Source organism: Pseudomonas japonica, from assembly GCF_013522925.1.
GTDB classification, from domain to species: domain Bacteria; phylum Pseudomonadota; class Gammaproteobacteria; order Pseudomonadales; family Pseudomonadaceae; genus Aquipseudomonas; species Aquipseudomonas japonica_A.
In genome coordinates this window covers 119,567-144,155 of the sequence record NZ_JAAMQU010000008.1, presented here as the reverse complement: position 1 = coordinate 144,155, position 24,589 = coordinate 119,567, and the positions used below count along the sequence as shown (strand labels likewise).

23 protein-coding genes are annotated in these 24,589 nt (G+C 63.2%); 14 read left to right on the top strand and 9 right to left on the bottom strand.

The window, feature by feature from the left end:
- Positions 1-10 precede the first annotated feature (10 nt).
- From G7016_RS14640 to G7016_RS14630, 3 genes are all read left to right on the top strand, one after another.
- Positions 11-760 carry a FadR/GntR family transcriptional regulator gene (locus tag G7016_RS14640; RefSeq protein ID WP_181115500.1) on the top strand — a complete coding sequence of 250 codons (750 nt, stop codon included), beginning with the start codon at positions 11-13 and terminating at the stop codon, positions 758-760.
- Between the two features lie 168 nt (positions 761-928).
- A complete protein-coding gene (kdgD, locus tag G7016_RS14635; RefSeq protein ID WP_181115498.1) occupies positions 929-1,840 on the top strand; it encodes a 5-dehydro-4-deoxyglucarate dehydratase in 912 nt (303 codons plus the stop codon).
- A gap of 101 nt (positions 1,841-1,941) precedes the next feature.
- Complete coding sequence (locus G7016_RS14630) at positions 1,942-2,883, top strand: AEC family transporter (RefSeq protein WP_181115496.1); 942 nt, start codon at positions 1,942-1,944, stop codon at positions 2,881-2,883.
- Positions 2,884-3,213: 330 nt separating this feature from the next.
- Here G7016_RS14630 and G7016_RS14625 read toward each other — a convergent pair whose 3' ends face one another.
- From G7016_RS14625 to gatC, 6 genes are all read right to left on the bottom strand, one after another.
- Positions 3,214-3,708 (bottom strand): hypothetical protein, encoded by a 495-nt coding sequence (locus G7016_RS14625; RefSeq protein WP_258195195.1) that lies wholly within the window; start codon positions 3,706-3,708, stop codon positions 3,214-3,216.
- 177 nt (positions 3,709-3,885) lie between these two features.
- Positions 3,886-4,923 carry a sodium:calcium antiporter gene (locus G7016_RS14620; protein ID WP_181115755.1) on the bottom strand — a complete coding sequence of 346 codons (1,038 nt, stop codon included), beginning with the start codon at positions 4,921-4,923 and terminating at the stop codon, positions 3,886-3,888.
- 44 nt (positions 4,924-4,967) lie between these two features.
- The gene (locus G7016_RS14615; protein WP_181115494.1) at positions 4,968-5,342 is read right to left on the bottom strand and encodes a septal ring lytic transglycosylase RlpA family protein; all 375 of its coding nucleotides are present in this window, start codon (positions 5,340-5,342) and stop codon (positions 4,968-4,970) included.
- A gap of 60 nt (positions 5,343-5,402) precedes the next feature.
- The gene (gene gatB / locus G7016_RS14610; RefSeq protein WP_181115492.1) at positions 5,403-6,848 is read right to left on the bottom strand and encodes an Asp-tRNA(Asn)/Glu-tRNA(Gln) amidotransferase subunit GatB; all 1,446 of its coding nucleotides are present in this window, start codon (positions 6,846-6,848) and stop codon (positions 5,403-5,405) included.
- Between the two features lie 11 nt (positions 6,849-6,859).
- Positions 6,860-8,311, bottom strand: coding sequence for an Asp-tRNA(Asn)/Glu-tRNA(Gln) amidotransferase subunit GatA (gene gatA, locus G7016_RS14605; RefSeq protein WP_181115490.1), 1,452 nt, complete (start codon positions 8,309-8,311; stop codon positions 6,860-6,862).
- A 16-nt stretch (positions 8,312-8,327) separates the two neighbouring features.
- Positions 8,328-8,615: an Asp-tRNA(Asn)/Glu-tRNA(Gln) amidotransferase subunit GatC gene (gene gatC, locus G7016_RS14600; RefSeq protein WP_181115488.1), complete on the bottom strand. Its 288-nt coding sequence runs from the start codon at positions 8,613-8,615 to the stop codon at positions 8,328-8,330.
- A 204-nt stretch (positions 8,616-8,819) separates the two neighbouring features.
- Between gatC and mreB the strand changes: the two genes are divergently transcribed.
- The 8 genes from mreB (at position 8,820) to tldD (ending at position 20,027) form a co-directional block, all read left to right on the top strand.
- Positions 8,820-9,857, top strand: a complete 1,038-nt coding sequence (gene mreB / locus G7016_RS14595; RefSeq protein WP_168083969.1) for a rod shape-determining protein MreB — start codon at positions 8,820-8,822, stop codon at positions 9,855-9,857.
- Between the two features lie 174 nt (positions 9,858-10,031).
- Positions 10,032-11,144, top strand: coding sequence for a rod shape-determining protein MreC (gene mreC / locus G7016_RS14590; RefSeq protein ID WP_375139695.1), 1,113 nt, complete (start codon positions 10,032-10,034; stop codon positions 11,142-11,144).
- The gene (gene mreD, locus G7016_RS14585) at positions 11,144-11,632 is read left to right on the top strand and encodes a rod shape-determining protein MreD (protein ID WP_181115486.1); all 489 of its coding nucleotides are present in this window, start codon (positions 11,144-11,146) and stop codon (positions 11,630-11,632) included. Before mreC ends, mreD begins: the two co-directional genes overlap by 1 nt.
- Positions 11,633-11,659: 27 nt before the next feature.
- Positions 11,660-12,250 carry a Maf family protein gene (locus G7016_RS14580; protein WP_181115484.1) on the top strand — a complete coding sequence of 197 codons (591 nt, stop codon included), beginning with the start codon at positions 11,660-11,662 and terminating at the stop codon, positions 12,248-12,250.
- Between the two features lie 70 nt (positions 12,251-12,320).
- Positions 12,321-13,778: a ribonuclease G gene (gene rng / locus G7016_RS14575; protein ID WP_181115481.1), complete on the top strand. Its 1,458-nt coding sequence runs from the start codon at positions 12,321-12,323 to the stop codon at positions 13,776-13,778.
- Between the two features lie 31 nt (positions 13,779-13,809).
- Positions 13,810-17,652, top strand: a complete 3,843-nt coding sequence (locus G7016_RS14570; RefSeq protein WP_181115479.1) for a YhdP family protein — start codon at positions 13,810-13,812, stop codon at positions 17,650-17,652.
- Positions 17,653-17,730: 78 nt separating this feature from the next.
- Positions 17,731-18,582, top strand: a complete 852-nt coding sequence (locus tag G7016_RS14565; protein ID WP_181115476.1) for a carbon-nitrogen hydrolase family protein — start codon at positions 17,731-17,733, stop codon at positions 18,580-18,582.
- Between the two features lie 2 nt (positions 18,583-18,584).
- On the top strand, positions 18,585-20,027 hold the full coding sequence (tldD, locus tag G7016_RS14560) for a metalloprotease TldD (protein ID WP_181115473.1): 1,443 nt from the start codon (positions 18,585-18,587) through the stop codon (positions 20,025-20,027).
- Positions 20,028-20,057: 30 nt separating this feature from the next.
- Here tldD and yjgA read toward each other — a convergent pair whose 3' ends face one another.
- Complete coding sequence (yjgA, locus tag G7016_RS14555) at positions 20,058-20,579, bottom strand: ribosome biogenesis factor YjgA (protein ID WP_181115470.1); 522 nt, start codon at positions 20,577-20,579, stop codon at positions 20,058-20,060.
- A gap of 110 nt (positions 20,580-20,689) precedes the next feature.
- Here yjgA and pmbA point away from each other — a divergent pair, with 110 nt between their 5' ends.
- The 3 genes from pmbA (at position 20,690) to G7016_RS14540 (ending at position 23,207) form a co-directional block, all read left to right on the top strand.
- Entirely contained in the window at positions 20,690-22,036 is a 1,347-nt protein-coding gene (gene pmbA, locus G7016_RS14550) for a metalloprotease PmbA (protein WP_181115467.1), read from the top strand.
- A 108-nt stretch (positions 22,037-22,144) separates the two neighbouring features.
- Positions 22,145-22,588, top strand: a complete 444-nt coding sequence (locus G7016_RS14545; protein ID WP_181115465.1) for a tetratricopeptide repeat protein — start codon at positions 22,145-22,147, stop codon at positions 22,586-22,588.
- 1 nt (position 22,589) lies between these two features.
- The gene (locus G7016_RS14540; protein WP_181115462.1) at positions 22,590-23,207 is read left to right on the top strand and encodes a superoxide dismutase; all 618 of its coding nucleotides are present in this window, start codon (positions 22,590-22,592) and stop codon (positions 23,205-23,207) included.
- 229 nt (positions 23,208-23,436) lie between these two features.
- Here the strand turns inward: G7016_RS14540 and G7016_RS14535 are convergent, their stop codons facing one another.
- On the bottom strand, positions 23,437-23,709 hold the full coding sequence (locus G7016_RS14535) for an HPr family phosphocarrier protein (protein ID WP_181115460.1): 273 nt from the start codon (positions 23,707-23,709) through the stop codon (positions 23,437-23,439).
- A 20-nt stretch (positions 23,710-23,729) separates the two neighbouring features.
- Entirely contained in the window at positions 23,730-24,587 is an 858-nt protein-coding gene (gene rapZ / locus G7016_RS14530; protein ID WP_181115457.1) for an RNase adapter RapZ, read from the bottom strand.
- Positions 24,588-24,589: the final 2 nt, after the last annotated feature.

Here is a 24,589-nt window from a genome sequence, read left to right as displayed (position 1 = left end):
GGCTTTATCTATGGACAATCAGAGCGCCATACCACGCGCCCGCAAGAAACCCCGCAGCCTCGCTCAGGAGCTGGTAGCTATCCTGAGCGAGCGCATCCGTAACGGCGAACTCAAGCGTGGCGACAAGCTTCCTACCGAGTCCGCCATCATGGAAGAGCAGGGGGTGAGCCGCACCGTGGTGCGTGAAGCCATTTCCCGCTTGCAGGCCGCCGGTCAGGTCGAAACCCGTCATGGTATCGGCACCTTCGTGCTCGATACCCCCAGCCCGAGCGGGTTCCGCATCGACCCCGCCACCATCGTCACCTTGCGTGATGTGCTGGCGGTGCTGGAGCTGCGTATCAGCTTGGAAGTGGAATCGGCAGGCCTGGCGGCCCACCGGCGCAGCGACGAGCAACTGCTCGCCATGCGTGAAGCCCTCGATGCGCTAAACGAAAGTGCGGCTCACGCCACTGACGCAGTCGCCTCGGATTTCCAGTTCCACCTGCGCATCGCGCTGGCCACGGGGAATCGGTACTTCACCGACATCATGACCCACCTGGGCACCAGCATCATTCCGCGTACACGGCTCAATTCCGCCCGCCTGGCCCATGACGACCAGCAGCATTACATGAACCGGCTGAGCCGCGAGCACGAAGAAATTTTCGACGCTATTGCCCGCCAGGACGCCGACGCCGCCCGCGCCGCCATGCGCTTGCACCTCACCAACAGCCGCGAGCGCCTGCGCCAGGCCCACGAAGAAGCGGCTGCCAACCCGGTGTAACGGCAAGGGCCTGCGAATATGCGCAGGCCCCGCTGATCCTGTGGCGAACATGAAATCCGGAATCTTTCGCTCGCCCCCCTTGTCGTGTTCTGGATCTGGTTGTACGATGACTTACAACATCGGCACTCGCCGGTTTTCGTCCTACAGCGCACCAGGGTGTTCACAACAATGACTCCACAAGAACTCAAGTCCATCCTTTCCGCCGGCCTGCTGTCTTTCCCGGTTACCGACTTCGATGCCAAGGGCGATTTCAATCGCGCTGGCTACATCAAGCGCCTGGAATGGCTCGCCCCTTACGGCGCCAGCGCACTGTTCGCTGCCGGCGGCACCGGTGAATTCTTCTCCCTGGCTGCCAGCGAGTACTCCGAGGTCATCAAGACCGCCGTTGATACCTGCGCTACCAGCGTGCCAATCCTCGCTGGCGTAGGCGGTGCCACCCGCCAGGCCATCGAATACGCACAAGAAGCCGAGCGCCTGGGTGCCAAGGGCCTGCTGCTGCTGCCGCACTACCTGACCGAAGCCTCCCAGGACGGTGTTGCCGCCCACGTTGAAGCCGTGTGCAAGTCGGTCAACATCGGTGTGATCGTCTACAACCGCAACGTGTGCCGCCTCAACGCGCCGCTGCTGGAACAACTCGCCGAGCGCTGCCCTAACCTGATCGGTTACAAGGATGGCCTGGGCGACATCGAATTGATGGTCAGCATCCGCCGCCGTCTGGGCGACCGTTTCAGCTACCTGGGCGGCCTGCCTACCGCTGAAGTTTACGCAGCAGCCTACAAAGCCCTGGGCGTGCCGGTTTACTCCTCGGCCGTGTTCAACTTCGTGCCCAAGCTGGCCATGGACTTCTACCACGCCATTGCCGCGGACGACCATGTAGCCGTTGGCAAGATGATCGATGACTTCTTCCTGCCTTACCTGGACATCCGCAACCGCAAGGCTGGCTATGCCGTGAGCATCGTCAAGGCCGGCGCGAAGATCGCGGGCTACGATGCAGGCCCGGTGCGCACCCCGCTCACCGACCTCACTGGCGAAGAGTACGAAATGCTCGCCGCGCTGATGGACAAGCTCGGGCCGCAGTAACACCGGCTTTGTACGCCTGAAAAGCGCGCCCTTGCGGCGCGCTTTTTCGTTTCGGTGAATTATGATGCAGTACAGACAACCGATAACGGACTGCCCCCCGCATGCTCGGCATTTTCCTCGAAACCCTGAACATCACCGCACCGGTGTTCGCCATGCTGTTCATGGGCTTGCTGCTCAAGCGCGTTCACTGGATCGACGACGGTTTTATCAAGGTCGCGTCCGAACTGGTGTTCAACGTGACCATGCCCTGCCTGCTGTTTCTCGGGATCATCCATGCCAACCTCAATGAGGCGCTGCAGCTGGGGGTAATGGCCTATTTCGCGGTTGCCACCGTTGTAAGCTTCGCGTTGATCTGGCTATGGGCGCGCTGGCATTGCCCGGTGGAAGACCGCGGGATTTATGTACAAGGCGCCTTCCGGGGCAATAACGGGATCATTGGCCTGGCCCTGGCGGCCAGCATGTACGGTGACTACGGGATCGCGGTGGGCTCGATCCTGGCCGCCGTGCTGATCGTGCTCTACAACAGCCTCTCCTCCGTGGTGCTGGCCTATTACAGCCCAACGATGAAATCCGACCCGCTCAGCCTGGCGCTGGGGGTTATCCGCAACCCGCTTATCCTTGGCGTGCTGGCTGCGGTCCCTTTTGCCGCCTGGCGTATTCCGTTGCCGGGCTGGCTTGACCAGTCCGCCCAATACCTGGCGCACATGACGTTGCCGCTGGCGTTGATCTGCATTGGCGGCACGCTGTCGCTGTCTGCCCTGCGCGCTGGCAGCCGGATGGCCATCAGCGCCAGCCTGGTGAAGATGGTCGTACTGCCGCTGGTCGCCACAGCCGGCGCGTGGCTGTGCGGGTTCCGAGGCGCAGACCTGGGTATCCTGTTTCTCTATTTCGGCGCGCCCACTGCCTCGGTCAGCTACGTGATGGCCCGTGCCGCCAATGGCAACTATCGTTTGGCCGCCACCATCGTGGTGGTCACCACCATCGCCGCGATCGTGACCACCAATGCCGGGATATTCCTGTTGCATTGGGGTGGGTGGATTTGAGTAAGGATCACCTCAACCCAACCGTTGGCCTTGGCTATTGCTTTATCATAGATCGGCCCATTCCTGGTTTTTCACAAGTGCGTCCACCTTGTGAACTGATACTCCTAGGGTTATATTAGGCCTGCGGGAAAATAAGAGCAGGGCTCCGAGATCATCAGGCGTAATTGGATCTGGAGTGTGGATTGCACAGAGGCGCCCTTTGTGTGGTAGCGGCACCAGGCTTCAGTTTGGTGGCATGTGACCCAGCCTTCCGGCTAGCTAAGCAAGCGCTGCGACTACCGTCCCGCAATATCTTCGTTCAAAGGCGCCCTCAGGGGCGCCTTTGGCGTCTCAGGGTTGCAAACCTTCGATTACAGCCACCGCTTTGCCATTCGGTGTGCGGTTGCGGTAAGCCGTGACCACGCTGTAGTACACCTGATCTGCTGCGATTGGCCATGCCGCGAGGACGGCGCACCCCTTGCGGCCTCGCAGCACGATCAACCGCTCGTGACCCTTCATCGAATCGAACTCACAAACGATAGTTGTGCCGTGGACGATGATGTCTGCTACAAATCTGGGAACGTCATAGAATGTTGCGTAGCCCCATTTGCAGAGGTCATGACCGCGCTCTGCCCATATGTGGCGTACACCGAAGCCCTTGTGGGGGCCGATATGCTTGCCTGCTCGAAGGTATATTTTACCGCCCGGCTGCTCTAGTAGCTTACTGGTAACCTTCACCAGTCCCCAGCATGACAGGCCTGTGGTCGGATGAGCGATGTTGAAGTCTTCGTGATGGTCAAATTCGACCGGTATCGCCTGTGGCGGCGGTGCCTTAAAACGCGACATGCATGAGTCCTTCACTACTTGTTTCGGCTCACTGCTCGTCCCTGATAAGCGTGGCGGAACCGGCGTCGCATTTTACTGGCAGAGATGCCCCTTGCCCATCGGAAAGCGCGACGGTGTCACCGGTCAGGTCAAGGTTTGGTAGCTACCTGATGAAAATGTGAACCGACTTTGATCAACTCAAGCGCGCCGCCGATGGCGCCACGCCGCCAGCAGTACCAGCATCGCCAGAAGTGGCAGGGCATAGTGCAGCGCCAGCCGTTCCAGCCGTATCGCAATAGGCATGCCTGTACTGAAGCCGATCAAGTGCAGGGCGAACACGCTGTACAGGGCCAGTAGCAACAGCCCTTCCAGCCGGGTAATCCTGTAGCCCAGGCGGAACAAGGGCCACGACAGCACGGCAGCGCCCAGCAGCGCCGGTAGCTCATACGCCAACCCGTTCGGGGAAATGGACAGGCCGCCGGGGCTGGCGAGCACGGTCGCGGCGACTACGCCGGTGAGGGTGTAAACGCTGCCGCCGATAACGCTGCCCACGGCCAGCTCCCGCTCCCCCCGCCAAACGGCGAACAGCGCCATCAGTAGCTGGGGCAGCGAGGCGCAGACTGCCACCACGGTGAGCCCGATAACCCGCTCCGATAAACCCAGTTCGTTGGCGAACGTTACCGCTGCGGTGAGCAGCCATTGGCCGCCAACGGTCAGCAAGGTAATGCCGGCAGCCAGCCGGGCGAGCGTAGCCAAAACGGACCGTTGCCTGACGGGAGCGCTGGGAACAGGCCGGCCGGCATGGCGAAACTGCCAGCCTGCGACAGCCAGGTAGGCCGCGCCGCATACAAGCAGCAGTGCGGCTTCCCACGTACCGAGGTGTTGGTCCCAGGCCAGCGCATACAACAGCGCTGCGGCAATCACCACCATAGGCACGTCCAGCTTCACCACCGGGAGGGACACCCGTAGCGGCACCACCATCGCACACAGGCCCAGCGTCACCAACAGGTTGAACAGCGTGCCTCCGATCAAACTACCGATGGCCACGTCAGGCGCCCCTGCATCCACGGCGCCCAGGCTGATCGCCAATTGCGGCGCGCTGCTCCCCAGTGCCATCAGCAGCAGCCCTACGACCAGCGGGCGAACCCGCGCGCGCAGTGCCAGGCGCAAAGCATTACGCACCATCAGTTCGGCGCCCAGCAGCAGCATCAGTACGCCGGCGGCGAACTGAAGCAGGCTCAGGGGTGGCAGTGAAGCGAGCTCGGCGATACCGGCCTCCGTCAGTCCAGGCGTTCGATACGGACGCGGGCGATGCCGTCGTCGGTCATGCCCAGCCGTTGGGCTGCGCCACGGGACAGGTCGATGATCCGGCTGCGCGCGCGTGGCCCCCGATCATTGACGCGCACGATCACGGTGCGGTCATTGGCCAGGTTGGTAACGCGCACCTCGCTGCCGAAGGGCAGGGTACGATGGGCGGCGGTCAGGCTGTTCTGGTCGAACCGTTCCCCGCTGGCGGTGCGCAAGCCGTGATGCCGCGCACCGTAATACGACGCCATGCCTTCCTCCGCCTGGCCGGGTTCCAGCGCATTACGCTGGCCGGCGCAACCGGCCAGTAACAACAGGCTTAAAGCAGGCAACAACAACAGGCACCGCATGGTTGATCCTTGTGGCGAAGGTGGCCTGGCAGCCGATGAGGCCGCCAGGCGGCTGAAATCTCAGCCTTCGAGCTTGCGCTTGAGCAGTTCGTTCACCTGTTGCGGGTTCGCCTTGCCCTTCGACGCTTTCATCGCCTGGCCTACGAAGAAGCCGAACATCTTTCCACGCTTGGCTTCATCGGCGGCGCGGTACTGTTCGACCTGCTCGGCGTTGGCGGCCAGCACGTCCTCCAGTACTTTTTCGATGGCACCGCTGTCGGTTACCTGTTTCAGGCCCCGGGCTTCGATGATTGCGTCGGCGGTGCCTTCGCCATTGGCCATGGCTTCGAACACCGCCTTGGCGATCTTGCCGGAGATGGTGTTGTCGCGGATGCGCTGCAGCATGCCACCCAGCAATTCGGCGCTCACCGGGGACTGCTCGATGTCCAGGCCCTGCTTGTTGAGCAGGCTGCCCAGCTCGACCATCACCCAGTTCGCCGCCAGCTTGGCATCGCCGCACAGGGCCGCCACCTGCTCGAAGTAGTCCGCTTGCTCGCGGCTGGAAGCCAGCACCGTGGCGTCATAGGCGGAAAGGCCGTACTGGCTCTGGAAGCGCTCGCGCTTCTGCGGCGGCAGCTCGGGCAGCGAAGCGCGCACGCTGGCCACAAAGGCGTCCTCGATCACCACGGGCAGCAGGTCCGGGTCGGGGAAGTAGCGGTAGTCGTTCGCTTCTTCCTTGCTGCGCATGGAGCGGGTTTCGTCCTTGTTGGGGTCGTACAGGCGAGTTTCCTGGATAACCTTGCCGCCGTCCTCGATCAGCTCGATCTGGCGCTGGATTTCGCTGTTGATCGCCCGTTCGATGAACCGGAACGAGTTGACGTTCTTGATCTCGCAGCGGGTGCCGAACTCGGCCTGGCCCTTGGGGCGGATCGACACGTTGCAGTCGCAGCGCAGGGAGCCCTCGGCCATGTTGCCGTCACAGATGCCCAGGTAGCGCACCAGCGCGTGCATGGCCTTCACATAGGCCACGGCTTCTTTCGCGCTGCGCATGTCCGGCTCGGACACGATCTCCAGCAGCGGGGTGCCGGCGCGGTTCAGGTCGATGCCTGAAAAGCCCTGGAAATCCTCGTGCAGGCTTTTGCCGGCGTCTTCTTCAAGGTGCGCGCGCGTCACGCCAATGCGCTTGACGGTGCCGTCCTCGAGCGTGATGTCCAGGTGGCCCTTGCCAACGATGGGGTAATCCATCTGGCTGATCTGGTAGCCCTTGGGCAGGTCCGGGTAGAAGTAGTTCTTGCGGGCGAACACGTTCTGCTGGCCGATTTCAGCGTCGATGGCCAGGCCGAACATCACCGCCATGCGTACCGCTTCCTGGTTCAGCACCGGCAACACGCCAGGCATGCCGAGGTCCACCAGGCTGGCCTGGGTGTTCGGTTCGGAGCCGAACGTGGTGGCACTGCCGGAGAAAATCTTCGATTGGGTCGCGAGCTGGGTATGAATCTCCAGCCCGATCACGACTTCCCATTGCATGGTATTGCTCCTCAGAACCCTTCTGGCGACTGGAGATGCCAGTCGGTTACCTGCTGGTAGCGATGCGCGATGTTGAGCAGCCGCCCTTCCTGGAAGTACGGCGCCAGCAGTTGCGTGCCCACGGGCAGGCCATCGGCGAAGCCCGCCGGCATCGACAGCCCCGGAAGGCCGGCCAGGTTGGCGGTGATGGTGTAAACGTCCTCGAGGTAGGCGGCTACCGGGTCGTTGCCCTTGGCGCCCAGCTTCCAGGCCGGGTTGGGCGTGGTAGGCCCGAGGATCACGTCCACCTCCTGGAAGGCGGCCATGAAGTCGTTCTTGATCAGCCGGCGGATACGCTGAGCCTTCAGGTAGTAGGCGTCGTAATAACCGGCGGAGAGCGCGTAGGTGCCCACCATGATGCGACGCTGCACTTCCGGCCCAAAGCCCTCACCGCGCGAGCGCTTGTACAGGTCGGTGAGGTCCACCGGGTGCTCGCAGCGGTAGCCGAAGCGCACGCCGTCGAAGCGGGACAGGTTGGACGAGGCTTCAGCGGGCGCGATCACGTAGTAGGCCGGGATGGCATGCTGCATGTTCGGCAGGCTGATTTCCTTGATCACCGCGCCCAGCTTCTCCAGCTCGCGAATGCTGGCCTGTACCCGCTCGCCAATACGAGGGTCCAGGCCGGCGCCGAAATACTCCTTCGGTACGCCGATGCGCAGGCCTTCGAGGGAATCGTTGAGCGTGGCGCTGTAATCGGGTACCGCTTCGTCGATGCTGGTGGAATCCTTCGGATCGAAACCGGCCATGCCTTGCAGCAGCAGGGCGCAGTCTTCGGCGGTGCGCGCCAGCGGGCCGGCCTGATCCAGGCTGGAGGCGTAGGCGATCATGCCCCAACGCGAGATGCGACCGTAGGTCGGCTTCAGCCCGGTGAGGTTGGTGAAGGCCGCCGGCTGGCGAATCGAGCCGCCGGTGTCGGTGCCGGTGGTGGCTGGCAGCAGGCGAGCCGCCACTGCAGCTGCCGAGCCACCTGAGGAGCCGCCTGGCACGTGGTCCAGCTGCCAGGGGTTTTTCACCGGGCCGTAGTGGCTGTTCTCGTTGGCCGAACCCATGGCGAACTCGTCCATGTTGGTCTTGCCGAGGGTAACGGTGCCCGCAGCGGCCAGTTTCTCGACCACGGTGGCGTCGTAGGGGGCCTCGAAGTTGTCGAGCATGCGTGAGCCGCAGCTGGTACGGATGCCACGGGTGCAGAAAAGGTCTTTGTGAGCGATGGGGGCGCCCAGCAACGGGCTGTTTTCACCGGCCGCACGGCGGGCATCGGCGGCGCGGGCCTGCTCCAGGGCCAGGGCCTCGGTCACGGTGATGAACGCGTTCAGGCGCGGGTCCAGGGCCTGGATGCGGGCGAGGAGGGCGCGGGTCAGCTCTTCGGAGGAGAATTGCTTGGCGGCGAGGCCGCGGGCGATCTCGGCCAGGGTAAGTTGATGCATGGCAGGCGGTTATCCCTTACTCGATGACTTTGGGTACCAGATACAGGCCGCTGTCGACGGCCGGTGCGACAGCCTGATAGGCCTCGCGCTGGTTGTGTTCGGTAACCTGGTCGGGACGCAGGCGCTGGCTGGCTTCCAGCGGGTGGGCCAGGGGCGCGATGTTTTGCGTGTCCACGTTCTGCATCTGGTCTGCCAGGCTCAGAATGCTGTTCAGAGCGTCAAGGGTGCTGGGAAGATCGGCCTCGCGCAGCCCGAGGCGGGCCAGGTGGGCGATCTTTTCCACGTCGGAGCGTTCGAGCGCCATGGGAGATCTCCAGGGGAAAGACAGGCGGAAACGGTCCGCCCGGCGGGGAACACAGCCGCGAAAATGCGGTCACAGAGCCGCGATCGTGGGGCCGTGTGCCCGGAAAAACAGCCAATTTAACATATTGGCGCCTTGCCCAAAATCCCCGCCGTTGTTAGAGTTTGCCGCACTTTTTTACCCACGCGTTGCCAGGGTCACTTCTCCATGTTCAAGAAACTGCGTGGCATGTTTTCCAGCGATCTGTCCATCGACCTGGGAACGGCCAACACCCTTATCTACGTGCGTGAGCGCGGTATCGTCCTGAATGAGCCCTCGGTGGTTGCCATCCGTACTCACGGCAACCAGAAGAGCGTTGTGGCCGTCGGCACCGAAGCCAAGCGCATGCTCGGCCGTACCCCGGGTAATATTGCAGCCATTCGTCCGATGAAGGACGGCGTGATCGCTGACTTCAGCGTCTGCGAAAAAATGCTTCAGTACTTCATCAACAAGGTGCACGAAAACAGCTTCCTGCAGCCCAGCCCGCGAGTGCTGATCTGCGTTCCGTGCAAATCCACCCAGGTGGAGCGCCGTGCCATTCGTGAATCGGCCCTTGGTGCCGGTGCCCGCGAAGTCTTCCTGATCGAAGAGCCCATGGCGGCCGCGATCGGCGCCGGCTTGCCGGTCGAGGAAGCCCGCGGCTCGATGGTTGTCGATATCGGTGGCGGCACCACCGAAATCGCCCTGATCTCCCTCAACGGTGTGGTGTATGCCGAATCCGTGCGGGTGGGCGGTGACCGCTTCGACGAAGCCATCGTGACCTACGTGCGCCGCAACTACGGCAGCCTGATCGGCGAATCCACCGCCGAGCGCATCAAGCAGGAAATCGGCACGGCCTACCCGGGCGGCGAAGTACGTGAAGTCGACGTGCGCGGCCGCAACCTGGCCGAGGGCGTGCCGCGTGCCTTCACGCTCAACTCCAGCGAGGTGCTCGAAGCCTTGCAGGAATCGCTGGCGACCATCGTTCAGGCGGTCAAAAGCGCCCTTGAGCAGTCGCCGCCGGAGCTGGCTTCCGACATCGCCGAGCGTGGCCTGGTGCTGACCGGTGGCGGCGCGCTGTTGCGTGACCTGGATAAACTGCTGGCCCAGGAAACCGGCCTGCCGGTCATCGTCGCCGAGGACCCGCTCACCTGCGTGGCCCGTGGCGGTGGCCGGGCACTGGAAATGATGGACAAGCACACCATGGACCTGCTCTCCAGCGAATGAGCCAGGGTAGCGCCCGGTAGTTTACAGTAGCCCTTTGCGGGGTTGCGGTAACAGCCGGGCGTTTGTGTGTTCCTCCGTTTTTTCCGCGGCGCCGATCCATGACAGACCTTTCGTCCTCTTGCCCAGGAGGAACAGCTCATTAAACCGCTGTTCGCCAAGGCCCCCTCACTCGGTGTGCGCCTGCTGGTGCTGACCGTGCTATCGGTCGCCCTGATGGTGGTCGACGCCCGCTTTACACTGCTCAAGCCAGTGCGCAGCCAGATGTCGCTGGTACTGATGCAGTCGTACTGGATCACCGACCTGCCCCAGCGCCTGTGGCAGGGCGTGGCGAGCCAGTTCGGCAGCCGTACCGAACTGATCGCCGAGAACGAAAAACTCAAGACCGAAGCCTTGCTGCTGCAGGGGCGCCTGCAGAAGCTGGCGGCCCTGACCGAGCAGAACGTCCGGCTGCGGGAGCTGCTCAACTCGTCAACGCTCGTGAACGAAAAGGTGGAAGTGGCCGAGCTGATCGGCATGGACCCCAACCCGTTCACCCACCGTATCCTGATCAACAAGGGCGAGCGCGATGGCGTGTCCCTGGGCCAGCCGGTGCTCGATGCGCGCGGGTTGATGGGCCAGGTAGTAGAGCTGATGCCGTACACCTCACGGGTTCTTCTGCTCACCGACAGTACCCATAGCATTCCCGTTCAGGTCAACCGCAATGGCTTGAGGGCCATCGCGAGCGGCACCGGCAACCCGGAGCGGCTTGAGCTTCGCCATGTGGCCGATACCGCGGACATCAAGGAAGGGGACCTGCTGGTGAGCTCCGGCCTGGGCCAGCGTTTCCCGGCCGGCTACCCGGTGGCCACCGTGAAGGAAGTGATTCACGACTCCGGCCAGCCCTTCGCCATTGTCCGCGCCGTGCCCACGGCCGCACTGAACCGCAGCCGTTACGTGCTGTTGGTGTTCTCTGACAGCCGCACGCCCGAGCAGCGCGCCGCCGATGCCGCCCAGGCTGAAGACGGCACGGGGCCGACTACTGCGCCGGCTACCGCGCCGGCTACCACACCTGCCGCCACGCCTGCGACAGTGCCAGCCACGCCTGCCACCCCTGCGGCTCCGGCTACCACGAATAGCCATGAGCAGCACCCGGCTGCGTCAGGTAGCCACCCCGCAGCGCCGGCGGCCACACGCCCGGCCGCCACGGCCCCGGCACGGCCTGCCACGCCGGCCAGCCATCCCGCTCGCACCGCGCCGGCAGCACCTGCCACACCGGCCGTGCCGGCTGCGCCTCAAGGAGCCCACTGATGGTCAATACCCGGCGCAACCATGGCTGGATCATCTGGGTAACCTTCCTGATCGGCTTGCTGCTTAGTGTGTCGCCGCTGCCGCAGTTCATGGAAGTGTTGCGCCCGCTCTGGCTGTCACTGCTGTTGGCCTTCTGGTGCCTGAATACCCCGGCAAGGGTCGGTATGACCACGGCCTGGGTACTGGGCCTGGCCGAAGACGTGCTCTACGGCACGCTGCTGGGCCAGAACGCGCTTATCCTCAGCCTTACTACCTTCCTGGTGCTGTCTCTCCAGCAACGCATGCGCATGTTCCCCATGTGGCAGCAAAGCCTGGTGATCTTCGTGGTGCTTGGCGTGATGCAGCTGGTGCAGCTATGGCTGAGCGCACTCACCGGCAATCGCCAGCCTACTCTGGCGCTGGTGTTGCCGGCGGTGGTCAGCGCGTTGCTGTGGCCGTGGGTGAGCTATGGCCTGCGGGGCTTGCGCCGGCGCTTCAATATCAACTGACGCGCACAATGACAAGGAGCTGTTCCCATGAGAACGCTGTTACTGGCCTCCGGCTCGCCCCGGCGGCGTGAACTGCTGCAGCAGATCGGCGTGCCGTTTACGCAGGTGTCCGCGGATATCGACGAAACAACCTTGCCCCACGAAGCGCCCGAAGCCTACGTGCAGCGCCTGGCTCTCGCCAAGGCTGCCGCCGGGCTTGGCCATGCGAGTGCCGGGGCCGTGGTGCTGGGTGCCGACACTGCGGTAATCCTGGACGGGCAGATTCTTGGCAAGCCGCAGGGCGAGCAAGATGCAGCCCGCATGCTCACGGCCCTGAGCGCAAGCGTGCACGAAGTGTTCACCGCCGTGGCGCTGCACAGCGAGTCGCGCCGCGAAGTGTGCTGCGTGAGCACTCGGGTACGCTTTCGACACATTACCCCGCAGGAAATCCACGCATACTGGGCCAGCGGCGAGCCCGCAGACAAGGCCGGGGGCTACGCCATCCAGGGCTTGGGCGCGGTATTCGTGGAGGCGATAGAGGGTAGCTATTCAGCGGTGGTTGGCCTGCCGCTGTGTGAAACCGCTGCCCTGCTTGCACGCTTCGGGATTGCCTGCTGGCAACCGAGCACTTCCCGGTGAGCGTACGCTGGCGTCGCGCCGCGCCGCCAGTCCGGGCATCATGGGGCAACCATCCTGACGAGAGCCTGTCATGAGCGAAGAGATCCTCATCAACATCACGCCGATGGAATCCCGGGTGGCGGTGGTGGAAAACGGTGTATTGCAGGAAGTGCACGTGGAGCGCACCCAGCGCCGCGGCATCGTCGGGAATATCTACAAGGGCAAGGTGGTTCGAGTGCTGCCGGGTATGCAGGCAGCGTTCATCGACATCGGCCTGGAGCGCGCCGCCTTCATTCACGCGTCGGAAATCTCTCTGCGCGAAGGCTCGGCCGTGGAAACCATCAGCGCCCTTGTGCATGAAGGGCAAAGCCTGGTGGTGCAGGTCACCAAAGACCCCATCGGTTCCAAAGGCGCCCGGCTGACCACCCAGCTGTCCATTCCATCGCGTTACCTGGTGTACATGCCACGCACCAGCCATGTGGGCATTTCGCTGAAGATCGAAGAAGAAGCCGAGCGCGAGCGCCTCAAGCAGATTGTCACCGATTGCGTGGAGAAAGAGGGCATCCAGGAAAGCGGTGGGTTTATCCTGCGCACCGCCGCTGAGGGCGCAAGGGCGGAAGAAATCCTCATGGACATCCGCTACCTTCGCCGGCTTTGGGACCAGATTGCCACGCAGATCAAGACCGCCGGTGCGCCCTCGGTTATTTATGAAGACCTGGGCCTGGCCTTGCGCACGTTGCGAGACCTGGTAAACCCCAAGATTGAAAAGATCCGTATCGACTCGCGGGAAACCTTCCAGAAAACCACCCAGTTCGTGGGCGAGCTCATGCCGGAAATCGCCGACCGGCTGGAGCATTACCCCGGTGAGCGGCCGATCTTCGACCTCTATGCCGTGGAAGACGAAATCCAGCGGGCGCTGGAGCGCAAGGTGCCACTCAAGTCTGGCGGTTACCTGGTGGTGGACCCAGCCGAAGCCATGACCACCATCGACGTGAACACCGGCGCGTTCGTGGGCCATCGCAACCTCGAAGAAACCATCTTCAAGACCAACCTCGAGGCCGCCACCGCCATCGCGCGGCAACTGCGCCTGCGCAATATCGGTGGCATCATCATCATCGACTTCATCGACATGGAAGACGAGGACCACCAGCGCCAGGTGCTGCGTACGCTGGAAAAGCAGCTCGAACGCGATCACGCCAAAACCAACATCATCGGCATCACCGAGCTGGGGCTGGTGCAAATGACGCGCAAGCGCACCCGGGAAAGCCTCGAGCAAGTACTGTGCGAACCGTGCGCGTGCTGCCTGGGGCGCGGCAAGCTGAAAACCCCGGAAACCGTCTGTTACGAGATTTTCCGGGAAATCCTGCGCGAAGCCCGGGCTTACCAGGCTGAAGGCTATCGTGTGCTCGCCAACCAGAAGGTTGTGGACCGCCTGCTGGACGAAGAATCGGGCAATGTGGCCGAACTCGAAACCTTTATCGGCCGTACCATTCGTTTCCAGGTCGAGAGCATGTACTCCCAGGAACAATACGATGTGGTGCTGCTCTGAGTCATTTGCGTAACCGTACAAGGCCCTCCCCATGGCGCGTTTGACTCAAGTGGCTGGCGCGCTCGTTCGCTGGAGCCTCGGCGCCTGCGCGCTGTGCCTGATCCTGCTGGCACTTTATGTAAGCCTCGGGCGGCAGCTGTTGCCCTTGATAGGGGACTATCGCCCCGAACTCGTGGCCAAGGCCAGCCAGGCGCTGGGTATGCCCGTAGGCATCGGGCGGTTGGAGGGGGCCTGGAGCGGCTTGGCGCCGGTGCTGGTGGCCGGCGATGTGTCAGTAGGCAGCGGGCCGGGCGCCCTGCATCTGGAACGGGTACGCGTGGTGCCATCGCTATGGCGCAGCCTGGTGAGCCTGCGCCCGCAGGTCGATACCCTGCAAGTGGAAGGCTTGCAGCTTACCCTGGAGCAGGGCGAAGACGGCCGCTGGGCGCTACAAGGGCTGCCGAAGCACCAGGATGACACGCCCTTCGATCCAGGCCGCGCCCTCGCAAGCCTGCGCCAGCTTGGTGAGCTGAATGTGCTTGATAGCCAGCTGACCGTTCGGCCATGGCAGCACGACCCGCTCGCCTTTACCTACCTCAGTGCGAGCTTGCGTTCGATACTGGGGGAACAGCGCCTCGACCTGCGGTTGAGTTTGCCAGACGGCAAGCCCGTGGCGGCTCAGTTGCGCGCGCGGGTGCCGCAGGATCATTGGCAGGGCGCCTCTGGCCAGGCGTGGCTGAGCCTGCCTCAAAGTGATTGGGCGAAGTGGTTGCCTGCAGGCGTTGCCGGACAATGGCGCTTTCAGACGCTGCGCGCCGGCGGTGAGGTTTGGCTGGACTGGGCCGATCAGCATGTGAGCAGCGCCGTGCTGCGGCTCAATGCTCCGAGGATCGAGGGCGCCGTTGATGGCCGGGCGCTCACTGCGGTAGAGGATGTGGCGTTGAGCGCCTGGCTCCAGCGTAACGACAACGGCTATACCGCCATTGCCCAACCTGTGTCCATGAGCGTGAGCGGCCAGCGCTGGGATACTCGCCTGAAGGCGGTGCAAGCCGGCAATGAATGGCAGGTACAGGCTGACCGGGTAGACCTGGGGCCCTTGCAGCCTTTGCTGGATGCCTATGCGCCCTGGCCGGAGAAAGCCGCGCTCGCGGTGGACAGCCTCAAGCCCCGCGGCGCCCTGCGCAACCTCGCCCTTACGATAAGGCCCCAGGAAACCGGTGATCGCCGCCTGGAGTTCGCGGCCAACCTGGAACAGGTCGCCTTTGAGCCCTACCACAACGCGCCAGGCGCGGCGAACGTCAGCGGCAGCATCTCCGGCGACCTCGGGCAGGGCGAGTTGCGGCTGGCCACCCAGGATTTCATGTTGCACCTGTGGCCGATCTTCAAACAGCCGTGGCACTACAAGGAAGCCCACGCCCGGCTGGGCTGGCGGCTGAACAGCGAGGGCTTCAGCCTGGTGGCACCGGTAATTCAGGTGCTGGGCGAGGAAGGCAAGATCGCGGCGGATTTCATGATCCGCTTGCCGTTCGGTGAAGGCCTGGAACCCTACATGGACCTGCGAGTGGGGCTGCACGAGGGTGACGGGCGCTACACGCCCAAATACCTGCCGGAGGTTCTAAGCCCTCAGGTAGCTGACTGGCTGCGCACTGCGGTGCAAAAGGGCGCTGTGGATGAGGGCTATTTCCAGTATCAGGGCTCGCTGGCCCATGCCGCGCCCGATCATGCCCGCAGCCTGACCCTGTTCTTCAAGGTGCACGATGCGACGCTTGCGTTCCAGCCGGGCTGGCCATCGGTGAGCGGCGTGGACGGCAACGTCTACATCCAGGACGGGGATGTGCGCATCGAAGCCAGCCGAGGGCAGTTGCTGGATACGGCTGTAAGCAATGTTCAGGTGAGGGTCCCTCATGCGCCGGAAGGGCAAGTACCTCACCTCACGGTACAGGGCGACTTTGATGGGCCGCTGAGCGACGGCGTAAAGATACTGCAGACCGCTCCCATCGGCACGGGTGAGCTGTTCGCGGGTTGGCAGGGCGAAGGTCCGCTTCGCGGCGCGGTTAACCTGGATATCCCGCTCGCCCATGGCCAGGCCCCCAAGGTGGTTGTGGATTTCAATACGTCCGCCGCCCGCCTGAAAATCGCTGAGCCCGCCTTGGAACTCAGCGACCTTAAAGGCGCCTTCCGGTTCGACCTCGACAAGGGGTTGTCTGCCCAGGGCGTTGCCGGGCAGGCGCTCGGCAAGGCGTTCACGGGAAGCCTGGAAGCGGTGGGCGCTAATGGCACGCCGGTGACCCGAGTGAACGTAAATGGCCGCATGGACGTGGCCTCCCTTAGCCGCTGGCTTGGCAATCAACAGCCACTGCCCGCCAGCGGGGAATTTCCTTACCGCCTGCAGCTGGACCTCGGGCCAGATAGCCGGCTAAGTATCGACTCGGACCTCACGGGGGCGGCCGTGGACCTTCCGGCACCCTATGGCAAGGCAGCGGGGGACAGCCGTCCGACGCGCTTCGAGCTGGGCCTGAAGGGTAACGACCGGCTGATGCGCGTGGCCTACGCCAGCCTTGCAAGCGTTGTGTATCAGCCCGCCAACGGCCAGTTCTCCAGCCCGCCAGGCGCTGGCCGTGGCGAGTTGCTGTTAGGCGAGGGCACGGCAAGCCTGCCCGATGCGACAGGTTTGCGGGTGCGCGGCGTAATAAATTCGCTGGACCTGAAAGCCTGGCAAGCCGTGAAGGATCGGTACCTGCCGCAAGCCAAGGCGGCGGAGCAAGCGTCGGCGAACAGTTCTTCAACCCCTGCGCCTTTGAGCAGCGCGGACGTAACCATTGCGCACCTCAGCGCATTCGGGCAATCGCTTGAAAACGCCAGGGTGCGCCTTGATCGCGGGCCGGGCAACTGGATGGTGCGGGTGGACAGCCCTCAGCTGACCGGTAAGGCAACGCTGCCTGACCGCTCGACGGTGCCGCTGGATATCGACCTGCAGGATGTCCATCTGCCCGCCCCGGCGGTACAAGAGGCCACCGCGCAGGAGCCGCCGGATACGCCCGACCCGCTGGCGGACGTGGACCCCCACGGCCTGCCGCCAGTGAACGTGCGGATTGCCCGGCTGTGGCAGGGTGACGACCTGGTCGGCGCCTGGTCCCTCAAGCTGCGACCTTCCGAGCGTGGGCTGGCCCTGAATGATCTTGACCTGGGCCTGAAGGGGATGCAGTTACAGGGCAACGGTGGCTGGGAAGGCGCCCCCGGCAGCACGGTGAGCTGGTTCAAGGGCAACGTACGCGGTGGCAACCTGGCCGATATCCTCAAGGCCTGGCGCTTCGCGCCTTCGGTAACCAGCCATGATTTCGCGCTGGCGGTGGATGGTCGCTGGCCCGGCTCGCCGGCCTGGGCTGCCCCCAAGCGGTATTCAGGTAGCCTGGACGCTACCCTCAACCACGGCCAGTTCGTGGAAGTGGAAGGCGGCGCCCAAGCGTTGCGAGTGTTCGGGCTGCTGAACTTCAATGCCATCGGCCGCCGGCTGCGGCTGGACTTTTCCGACCTGCTGGGCCGGGGGCTCGGCTATGACAAGGTCAAAGGCCAACTGGTCGCCAGTGACGGTGTTTACGTGACCCGCGCTCCTATCACCGTGACGGGCCCTTCGAGCAATCTGGAGCTGGACGGTACCCTCGACATGGCCGCCGACCGGGTAGACGCCCAATTGCTGGTGACCCTGCCGGTGAGCACCAACCTTCCGATCGCCGCGCTGATCGTCGGCGCTCCTGCCATTGGCGGTGCGTTGTTTCTGGCCGACAAGCTGCTGGGCGATCGGGTATCGCGCCTGATGAGCGTCAAATATCGCGTTGAAGGCCCCCTCAAGGACCCGAAGCTGAGCCTCGACCGGCCCTTCGACAAATCCCGTTGATCGACCCGATAGTTAGCCGGGCGTGATCTAGTGGGTTAGGATGCAGGGAACGCGTTCCACGACAGCTTGGAGGAGCCAATGGAGCTGGCGGTGATCCAGATGGTGAGCCAGACAGACCTGGCGGCGAACCTCGAGCGGGCCAGGTATTTGCTGGAGCAGGCGGCCCACGCGGGTGCGCGGCTTGCGGTTCTGCCAGAAAATTTCGCTGCCATGGGCCGTCGCGATGCGGCGGCCATTGCGCGGGCGGAGGCAGTGGGCGAGGGGCCGATCCTTCCGGCACTTCGGCGCTGTGCGCGGGATTTTGGCCTGTGGCTGGTGGCTGGGACGGTCCCGCTGCCGCCCGATGGGCAACCCGATGGCAAGCCCTGCGCGTGCTCGCTGTTGATTGATGATCAGGGCGAAACAGTGGCCCGTTACGACAAGCTCCACCTGTTCGATGTGGACGTGCAGGACAGCCGGGCCCGTTACCGGGAGTCTGATGACTATGCCTATGGTCAAAGGGTGGTTGTGGCGCAAACCCCGGTCGGCCGTCTTGGGCTGAGCGTGTGCTACGACCTGCGTTTTCCCGAGTTATATACCCAGCTGCGCGAGGCCGGCGCTGAACTGATCAGCGTGCCCTCGGCCTTCACCGCCGTCACCGGTGCGGCCCATTGGGAAGTGCTGATTCGCGCGCGGGCAATAGAAACCCAATGTTATGTATTGGCCGCCGCCCAAGGGGGCGAACATCCCGGCCCCCGCCATACCCACGGCCAGGCGGCGATAGTAGACCCCTGGGGCCGTCTGATAGCCCAGCAGGCCACGGGCGAAGCGGTATTGCTGAGCTCACGCGACAGCGCCGAACAGGCGGCTATCCGTGAGCGTATGCCGGTGCAGGCGCACCGGCGGTTTTCCTCGCAGGGCGCCTTGCGGCCTGCCTCTTTCGCGGAGTGAACATGAGCGAGATGTTATCCACGGTCAGCGCGCAGTTGCTGACCCCTGGCGATTTGAACCTCGACAGCCTCAACAGTGTGCTGAGTGAGCTGGCGGGCCCTGGCATTGACGCCGCAGACCTGTACTTCCAGGCGCAAATTTCCGAGTCCTGGGCCCTCGAAGACGGCATCGTCAAGGAAGGCAGCTTCAATTTTGATCAAGGCGTCGGCGTTCGCGCCCAGGCCGGCGAGAAAACCGGCTTCGCCTACAGCAACACCATTACCCGCGAGGCGCTGGGCCTCGCTGCCCAGGCGGCGCGGTCGATTTCACGGGCCGGCCAGCAAGGGCGTGTGCAGGCGTTCCAGGCGCCGACTGTCGAAGCGCTTTACGCCCCTGACAATCCGCTGGACGTGATGACCCGCGCAGAGAAAGTGGAACTGCTCAAGCGCATCGACGCCTACACCCGCACCCTCGACCCGCGCATTCAGCAGGTCACCGTCAGCATGGCCGGCGTTTGGGAGCGCATTCTCGTGGCCGCCATGGACGGTAGCCTGGCGGCCGATGTGCGCCCGCTGGTGCGTTTCAATGTAAGCGTGATCGTGGAACAGAACGGCCGTCGCGAGCGTGGCGGCCATGGCGGCGGCGCCCGTACCAGCTATCAATACTTCTTGGACGAAGAGCGCGCCATGGGTTATGCGCGGGAGGCACTGCGCCAGGCGCTGGTCAACCTGGACGCCAAGCCGGCACCGGCGGGTACCTTGCCAGTGGTGCTCGGCTCCGGGTGGTCCGGTGTGCTGTTGCACGAGGCGGTGGGCCATGGCCTGGAAGGGGACTTCAACCGCAAGGGCAGCTCTGCCTACAGCGGCCGCGTTGGCGAGCAGGTGGCCTCCAGCCTCTGCACCATCGTCGATGATGGCACCCTGCAAGGCCGCCGCGGCTCGCTGAGCGTCGATGACGAGGGTACCCGCACCCAATGCACCACCTTGATCGAGAAAGGCATTCTCAAGGGCTACATGCAGGACAAGCTCAATGCCCGGCTGATGGGCGCTGCCGCCACGGGTAACGGGCGGCGTGAGTCCTACGCGCACCTGCCCATGCCGCGCATGACCAACACCTACATGCTGGCCGGGGAGCACGACCCCGAGGAAATCATCAAGTCGGTGAAAAAAGGCCTGTATTGCGCCAACCTCGGCGGTGGCCAGGTGGATATCACCAGCGGCAAGTTCGTGTTCTCCACCAGCGAGGCTTACCTCATTGAGGATGGCAAGATTACCGCCCCGGTAAAGGGCGCTACGCTGATCGGCAACGGCCCCGAATGCATGAGCCGAGTGTCGATGGTAGGTACCGACCTGGCGTTGGACAGTGGGGTAGGGACGTGTGGCAAGGACGGGCAGTCGGTACCTGTGGGCGTAGGCCAGCCCACGCTGAAGATCGATGCAATTACCGTGGGCGGCACCGGCGCGTGAGCCGGGCGCCCATGGGCAAGCTGGCGCGGCCTATCGCAGGCCGCGTTGTTGCTCGTCTATCTCGCGAATGTACTTGAAGATCTTGCGGCTCGCCGAAGGCGGGCGGTTATGCGTGGCTTCGTGCTGCGCATGGCGCACCAGCGAACGCAGTTGCTGGCGATCGGTTTCAGGGTACTGGGTCACGAAGCTGTCCAGCACCGTATCGTCGCCGGCGATCAACCGATCGCGCCAGCGCTCCAGGTTATGGAAGCGCTCGTTGTACTGGCGAGTGGACGCGTCCACCTGGTCGAGCAGTTCCAGGATCGCGTCGGTGTCCTGGTCGCGCATGAGTTTGCCGATGAACTGCCTGTGCCGCTTGAGGGCTGCGTTCGCGGTATGTTTCGGTGCTTCTTCCAGGGCCCGGCGCAGCGGCTCCGTGAGGGGCAACTTGGCGAGCAGGTCCGGCTTGAGCGTGGTCAAGCGCTCGCCGAGCTCGGTCAATGCGTGGAGTTCACGCTTGACCTGTGTCTTGCTTTTTCCCTCGCCGAGGGAATCGTCGTATGAATCAACCATGGGGGCCGTCCGCTGATAAACGCCGCCATGATAACCAGTCGGGGGCCGATTGTCCGGCCCGGCCAGCATCGGCCCTTGCCGCGATCCGTATTTGAAGTGTGGAGAATCCCATGAAAGCAGCCGAAAGCGTTGGCCCTCAGGCCCTGCCGCTCCTGCAGCAACAGGTCGAAGAGATCATTGCCGAAGCCCGTCGCCAGGGTGCCAGCGCCTGCGAAGTGGCGGTGTCCCTCGAACAAGGGCTGTCCACCTCGATTCGCCAGCGTGAGGTGGAAACGGTTGAATTCAACCGTGATCAGGGCTTTGGCATAACGCTCTACCTGGGCCAGCGCAAGGGCTCGGCAAGCACCTCGGCCAGTGGCCCTGACGCGATTCGGGAAACCGTGGCAGCAGCATTGGCCATTGCAAAGCACACGTCGGAGGACGAAGCCGCCGGGCTCGCGGATGCCGCTCTCATGGCCCGCGATCTTCCGGCCCTGGACCTGTATCACCCTTGGGATATCAGCCCTGAAGCGAGTATCGAACTGGCACTGGCTTGTGAAGCGGCAGCTTTCGACGCCAACCCGCTTATCCGCAACGCTGACGGCAGCCAGGTCTCGACCCATCAGGGTTGCCGGGTATATGGAAACAGCCATGGGTTCATCGGCGGCTATGCGTCGACTCGTCACAGCCTCAGCTGCGTGATGATCGCCGAGAAAGATGGCCAGATGCAGCGCGACTACTGGTACGACGTGAACCGCGAAGGCCATTTGCTGGCTTCTCCGGAGGCCATCGGCCGCAAGGCCGCAGAGCGAGCTGCCAGCCGCCTGGGTGCGCGCCCCGTGCCTACCTGCGAAGTGCCAGTGTTGTTCGCCGCCGAGCTGGCTGGAGGGCTGTTCGGCAGCTTCCTGTCGGCGGTATCCGGGGGCAACCTCTACCGCAAGTCTTCTTTCCTGGAAGGCACGCTCGGCCAACAGCTGTTTCCCGAGTGGCTGACACTCGATGAGCGGCCGCATATGCCTCGCGCCTTGGGCAGCGCCGGGTTCGACGGCGATGGCCTGGCAACCTACGCCAAGCCCTTTGTCGACGGTGGGCGGCTGGTTTCTTACGTGCTGAGCACGTATTCGGGCCGCAAGCTGGGCATGCCGAGCACCGCCAACTCCGGCGGCGTGCACAACCTCTTCGTGACCCATGGCAACGACGACCAGGCCGCATTGCTGCGTAAGATGGGCCGCGGGTTGCTGGTGACTGAACTGATGGGCAGCGGGCTGAACATGGTCACCGGTGACTATTCCCGTGGTGCCGCCGGCTATTGGGTGGAGAACGGCGAAATCCAGTTCCCGGTTCAGGAAGTGACTATCGCAGGGAACATGAAGGACATGTTCCGCCAGATTGTGGCCGTGGGTAATGACCTTGAACTGCGCAGCAACGTGCGCACCGGCTCGGTATTGATCGAGCGTATGACAGTGGCAGGAAGCTGAGCTTTTCATAAATATCTGGCCGCTCCGCTTGAAATGAGATTGATTATCAACTAATAGTCAATCTCATGAGGCGCTTTGCCTCTACGTCAGCCATTGAGCGGAGCGGCCATGGACCATTGGAAACAAACCATTCAGCGTGCCAATGCCCTCTTCGAACAGGGGCAGTGGGTAGAGGCGCGAGAGCATTATCTGCAGGCGCTGGCCCTGGCGCAGATCCTCTTCGAGCGTTGGAGCAATGCCGATGAGGCCGTGATGGCCTTTGTGGTCTCGCACCATAACCTGGCGGACCTTCACCTTCATCTGCACCAACCCGAAGAAAGCGCCGAATACTTGTGCGCCGCGCACGAGCATCTGCTCTCCACGGCCCGCCAATCGAACTTGCCTCAACCGCTGCGCGAAGCAGCGCTTCGTCACAGCAATCGCACCTATACGGAACTGCTGGGGTTCATCGCCGTCCATGGCGAATACCCCCGCACCTCGAGCCTGCTCGCTGGTGCCATGGGCCTACAGTCGCGCCACACCGGCGCCCATCCGCGATACGGAGTCCACTGACATGCCCCATACCTTGCCTGCACTGCCTTATGACTACAGCGCGCTTGAGCCGCATATCGACGCGCAAACCATGGAAATCCACTACACCAAGCACCACCAGACCTACATCAACAACCTCAACGCCGCCCTGGAGTCGACCGAGTACGCCGAGTGGCCGGTAGAGAAGCTGCTTGCTGAATACGCAACCCTTGACGAAAAACTGAAAGGCCCCGTGGCCAACAATGGCGGTGGGCATGCGAACCACACGCTGTTCTGGACCGTAATGGCGCCCGCCAGCGGTGGCCAGCCTTCCGGGAACGTGAAAGATGCGATCGAGAGTGAGTTGGGTGGCTTCGATGCGTTCAAGGAAGCCTTCACCAAGGCTGCGCTGACCCGCTTTGGCAGTGGCTGGGCCTGGCTGAGCGTAACGCCGGAGAAAAAACTGGTGGTTGAAAGCACCGCCAACCAGGACAGCCCGCTGATGAAGGGTAATACGCCGATCCTGGGCCTGGATGTGTGGGAGCACGCGTATTACCTGAAGTACCAGAACCGCCGGCCTGAATACATCGGTGCGTTCTTCAACGTGGTCAACTGGCCTGAAGTCGAAAAACGCTACCAGGCCGCTGTAAACGCGGTGTAACGCCTGGCTTTGTAGGAACCGCGGACTGGTGGGAAGCGGCGTGGCTGGTCATCCGGCGATAGCGCGCAAATGGTTTGTCTTTCTTCGCGAGCTTTGCCCGCTTCCCACAGGTGAGGCGAACTCCTGTGGGAGCTGGGGGGCCGGCCATCCGGCGCAGCCGGAGGCGTAGCTCGCGAATAGGGGCTTAAACAGCTTAAGACAGTTGCTTCCCGGCAGACCACTCCTACCGTTACTCGCCCTCGTCGAACTTGTCGTTGATCAATCCAACCAACGCGTCGAGGGCTTCCTGTGCTTGCTCGCCCTCGGTGCTGAGGTGGATCTGGGTGCCCTTGCCGGCAGCGAGCATCATGACGGCCATGATGCTTTTGCCGTCCACCAGGCTGGCTTCGGTGCGGCCTACACGAACCTGGCAGGGGAAACGGCCGGCAATGCCGACGAACTTGGCGGCGGCGCGTGCGTGCAAGCCCAGCTTGTTGATGATGGTGATGTCGAGTGCGGGCATTGCGTGGTAAGTCCTTGGGTTCAGGTAAGGTCCCGGTGGCGCACTTGCACGTTTTTCAGGGTACGTTGCAATAGCGCGCCGAGGCGCTCGGTAAGGTAGACCGAGCGATGGTGCCCGCCTGTGCACCCGATGGCAACTGTCACGTAGGCCCGATTGCTCGCGGCGAAGCGAGGCAGCCATTTGAGCAGGTAGGCTGAGATGTCCTGGAACATCTCCTCCACGTCCGGTTGCGCGGCCAGGTAGTCGATAACTGGCTGTTCCAGACCGGAATGCTCTCGCAGCTCGGGCTTCCAGTAGGGGTTGGGGAGGCAACGCACATCGAACACCAGGTCTGCGTCTACCGGCATGCCGCGCTTGAAGCCGAACGACTCCAGCAGGAAGGCGGTCCCCACATCCGGCTTGTTCAGCAGCCGCACCTTGAGGGTGTCCCGCAGCTGATAGAGATTGAGATTGGTAGTGTTGATTTTCAGGTCGGCCAGATCTGAAATCGGCCCCAGCAGGTCACTTTCTACCCGGATAGCCTCGGCCAGTGAACGGTTCGCACTGGTGAGTGGGTGCCGCCTGCGTGTTTCCGAAAAGCGCTTGAGGAGCGTTTCTTCATCAGCGTCCAGAAACAGCACGTCGCACTGAATGTGCTTCTCTCGCACTTCTTCGAGCAGTTCGGGAAAACGTGAGAGATGGCTCGGCAGGTTACGCGCGTCTATGGAGACGGCGACCAATGGCTGAGCCAGTTCGGTATGGATGATCGCACGCTCTGCCAGCTCGGGCAGCAGCCCGGCGGGGAGGTTGTCGATACAGTAGAAGCCATTGTCTTCGAGCACATCGAGGGCGGTACTCTTGCCGGAGCCGGAGCGACCACTGACGATGATCAGGCGCATGC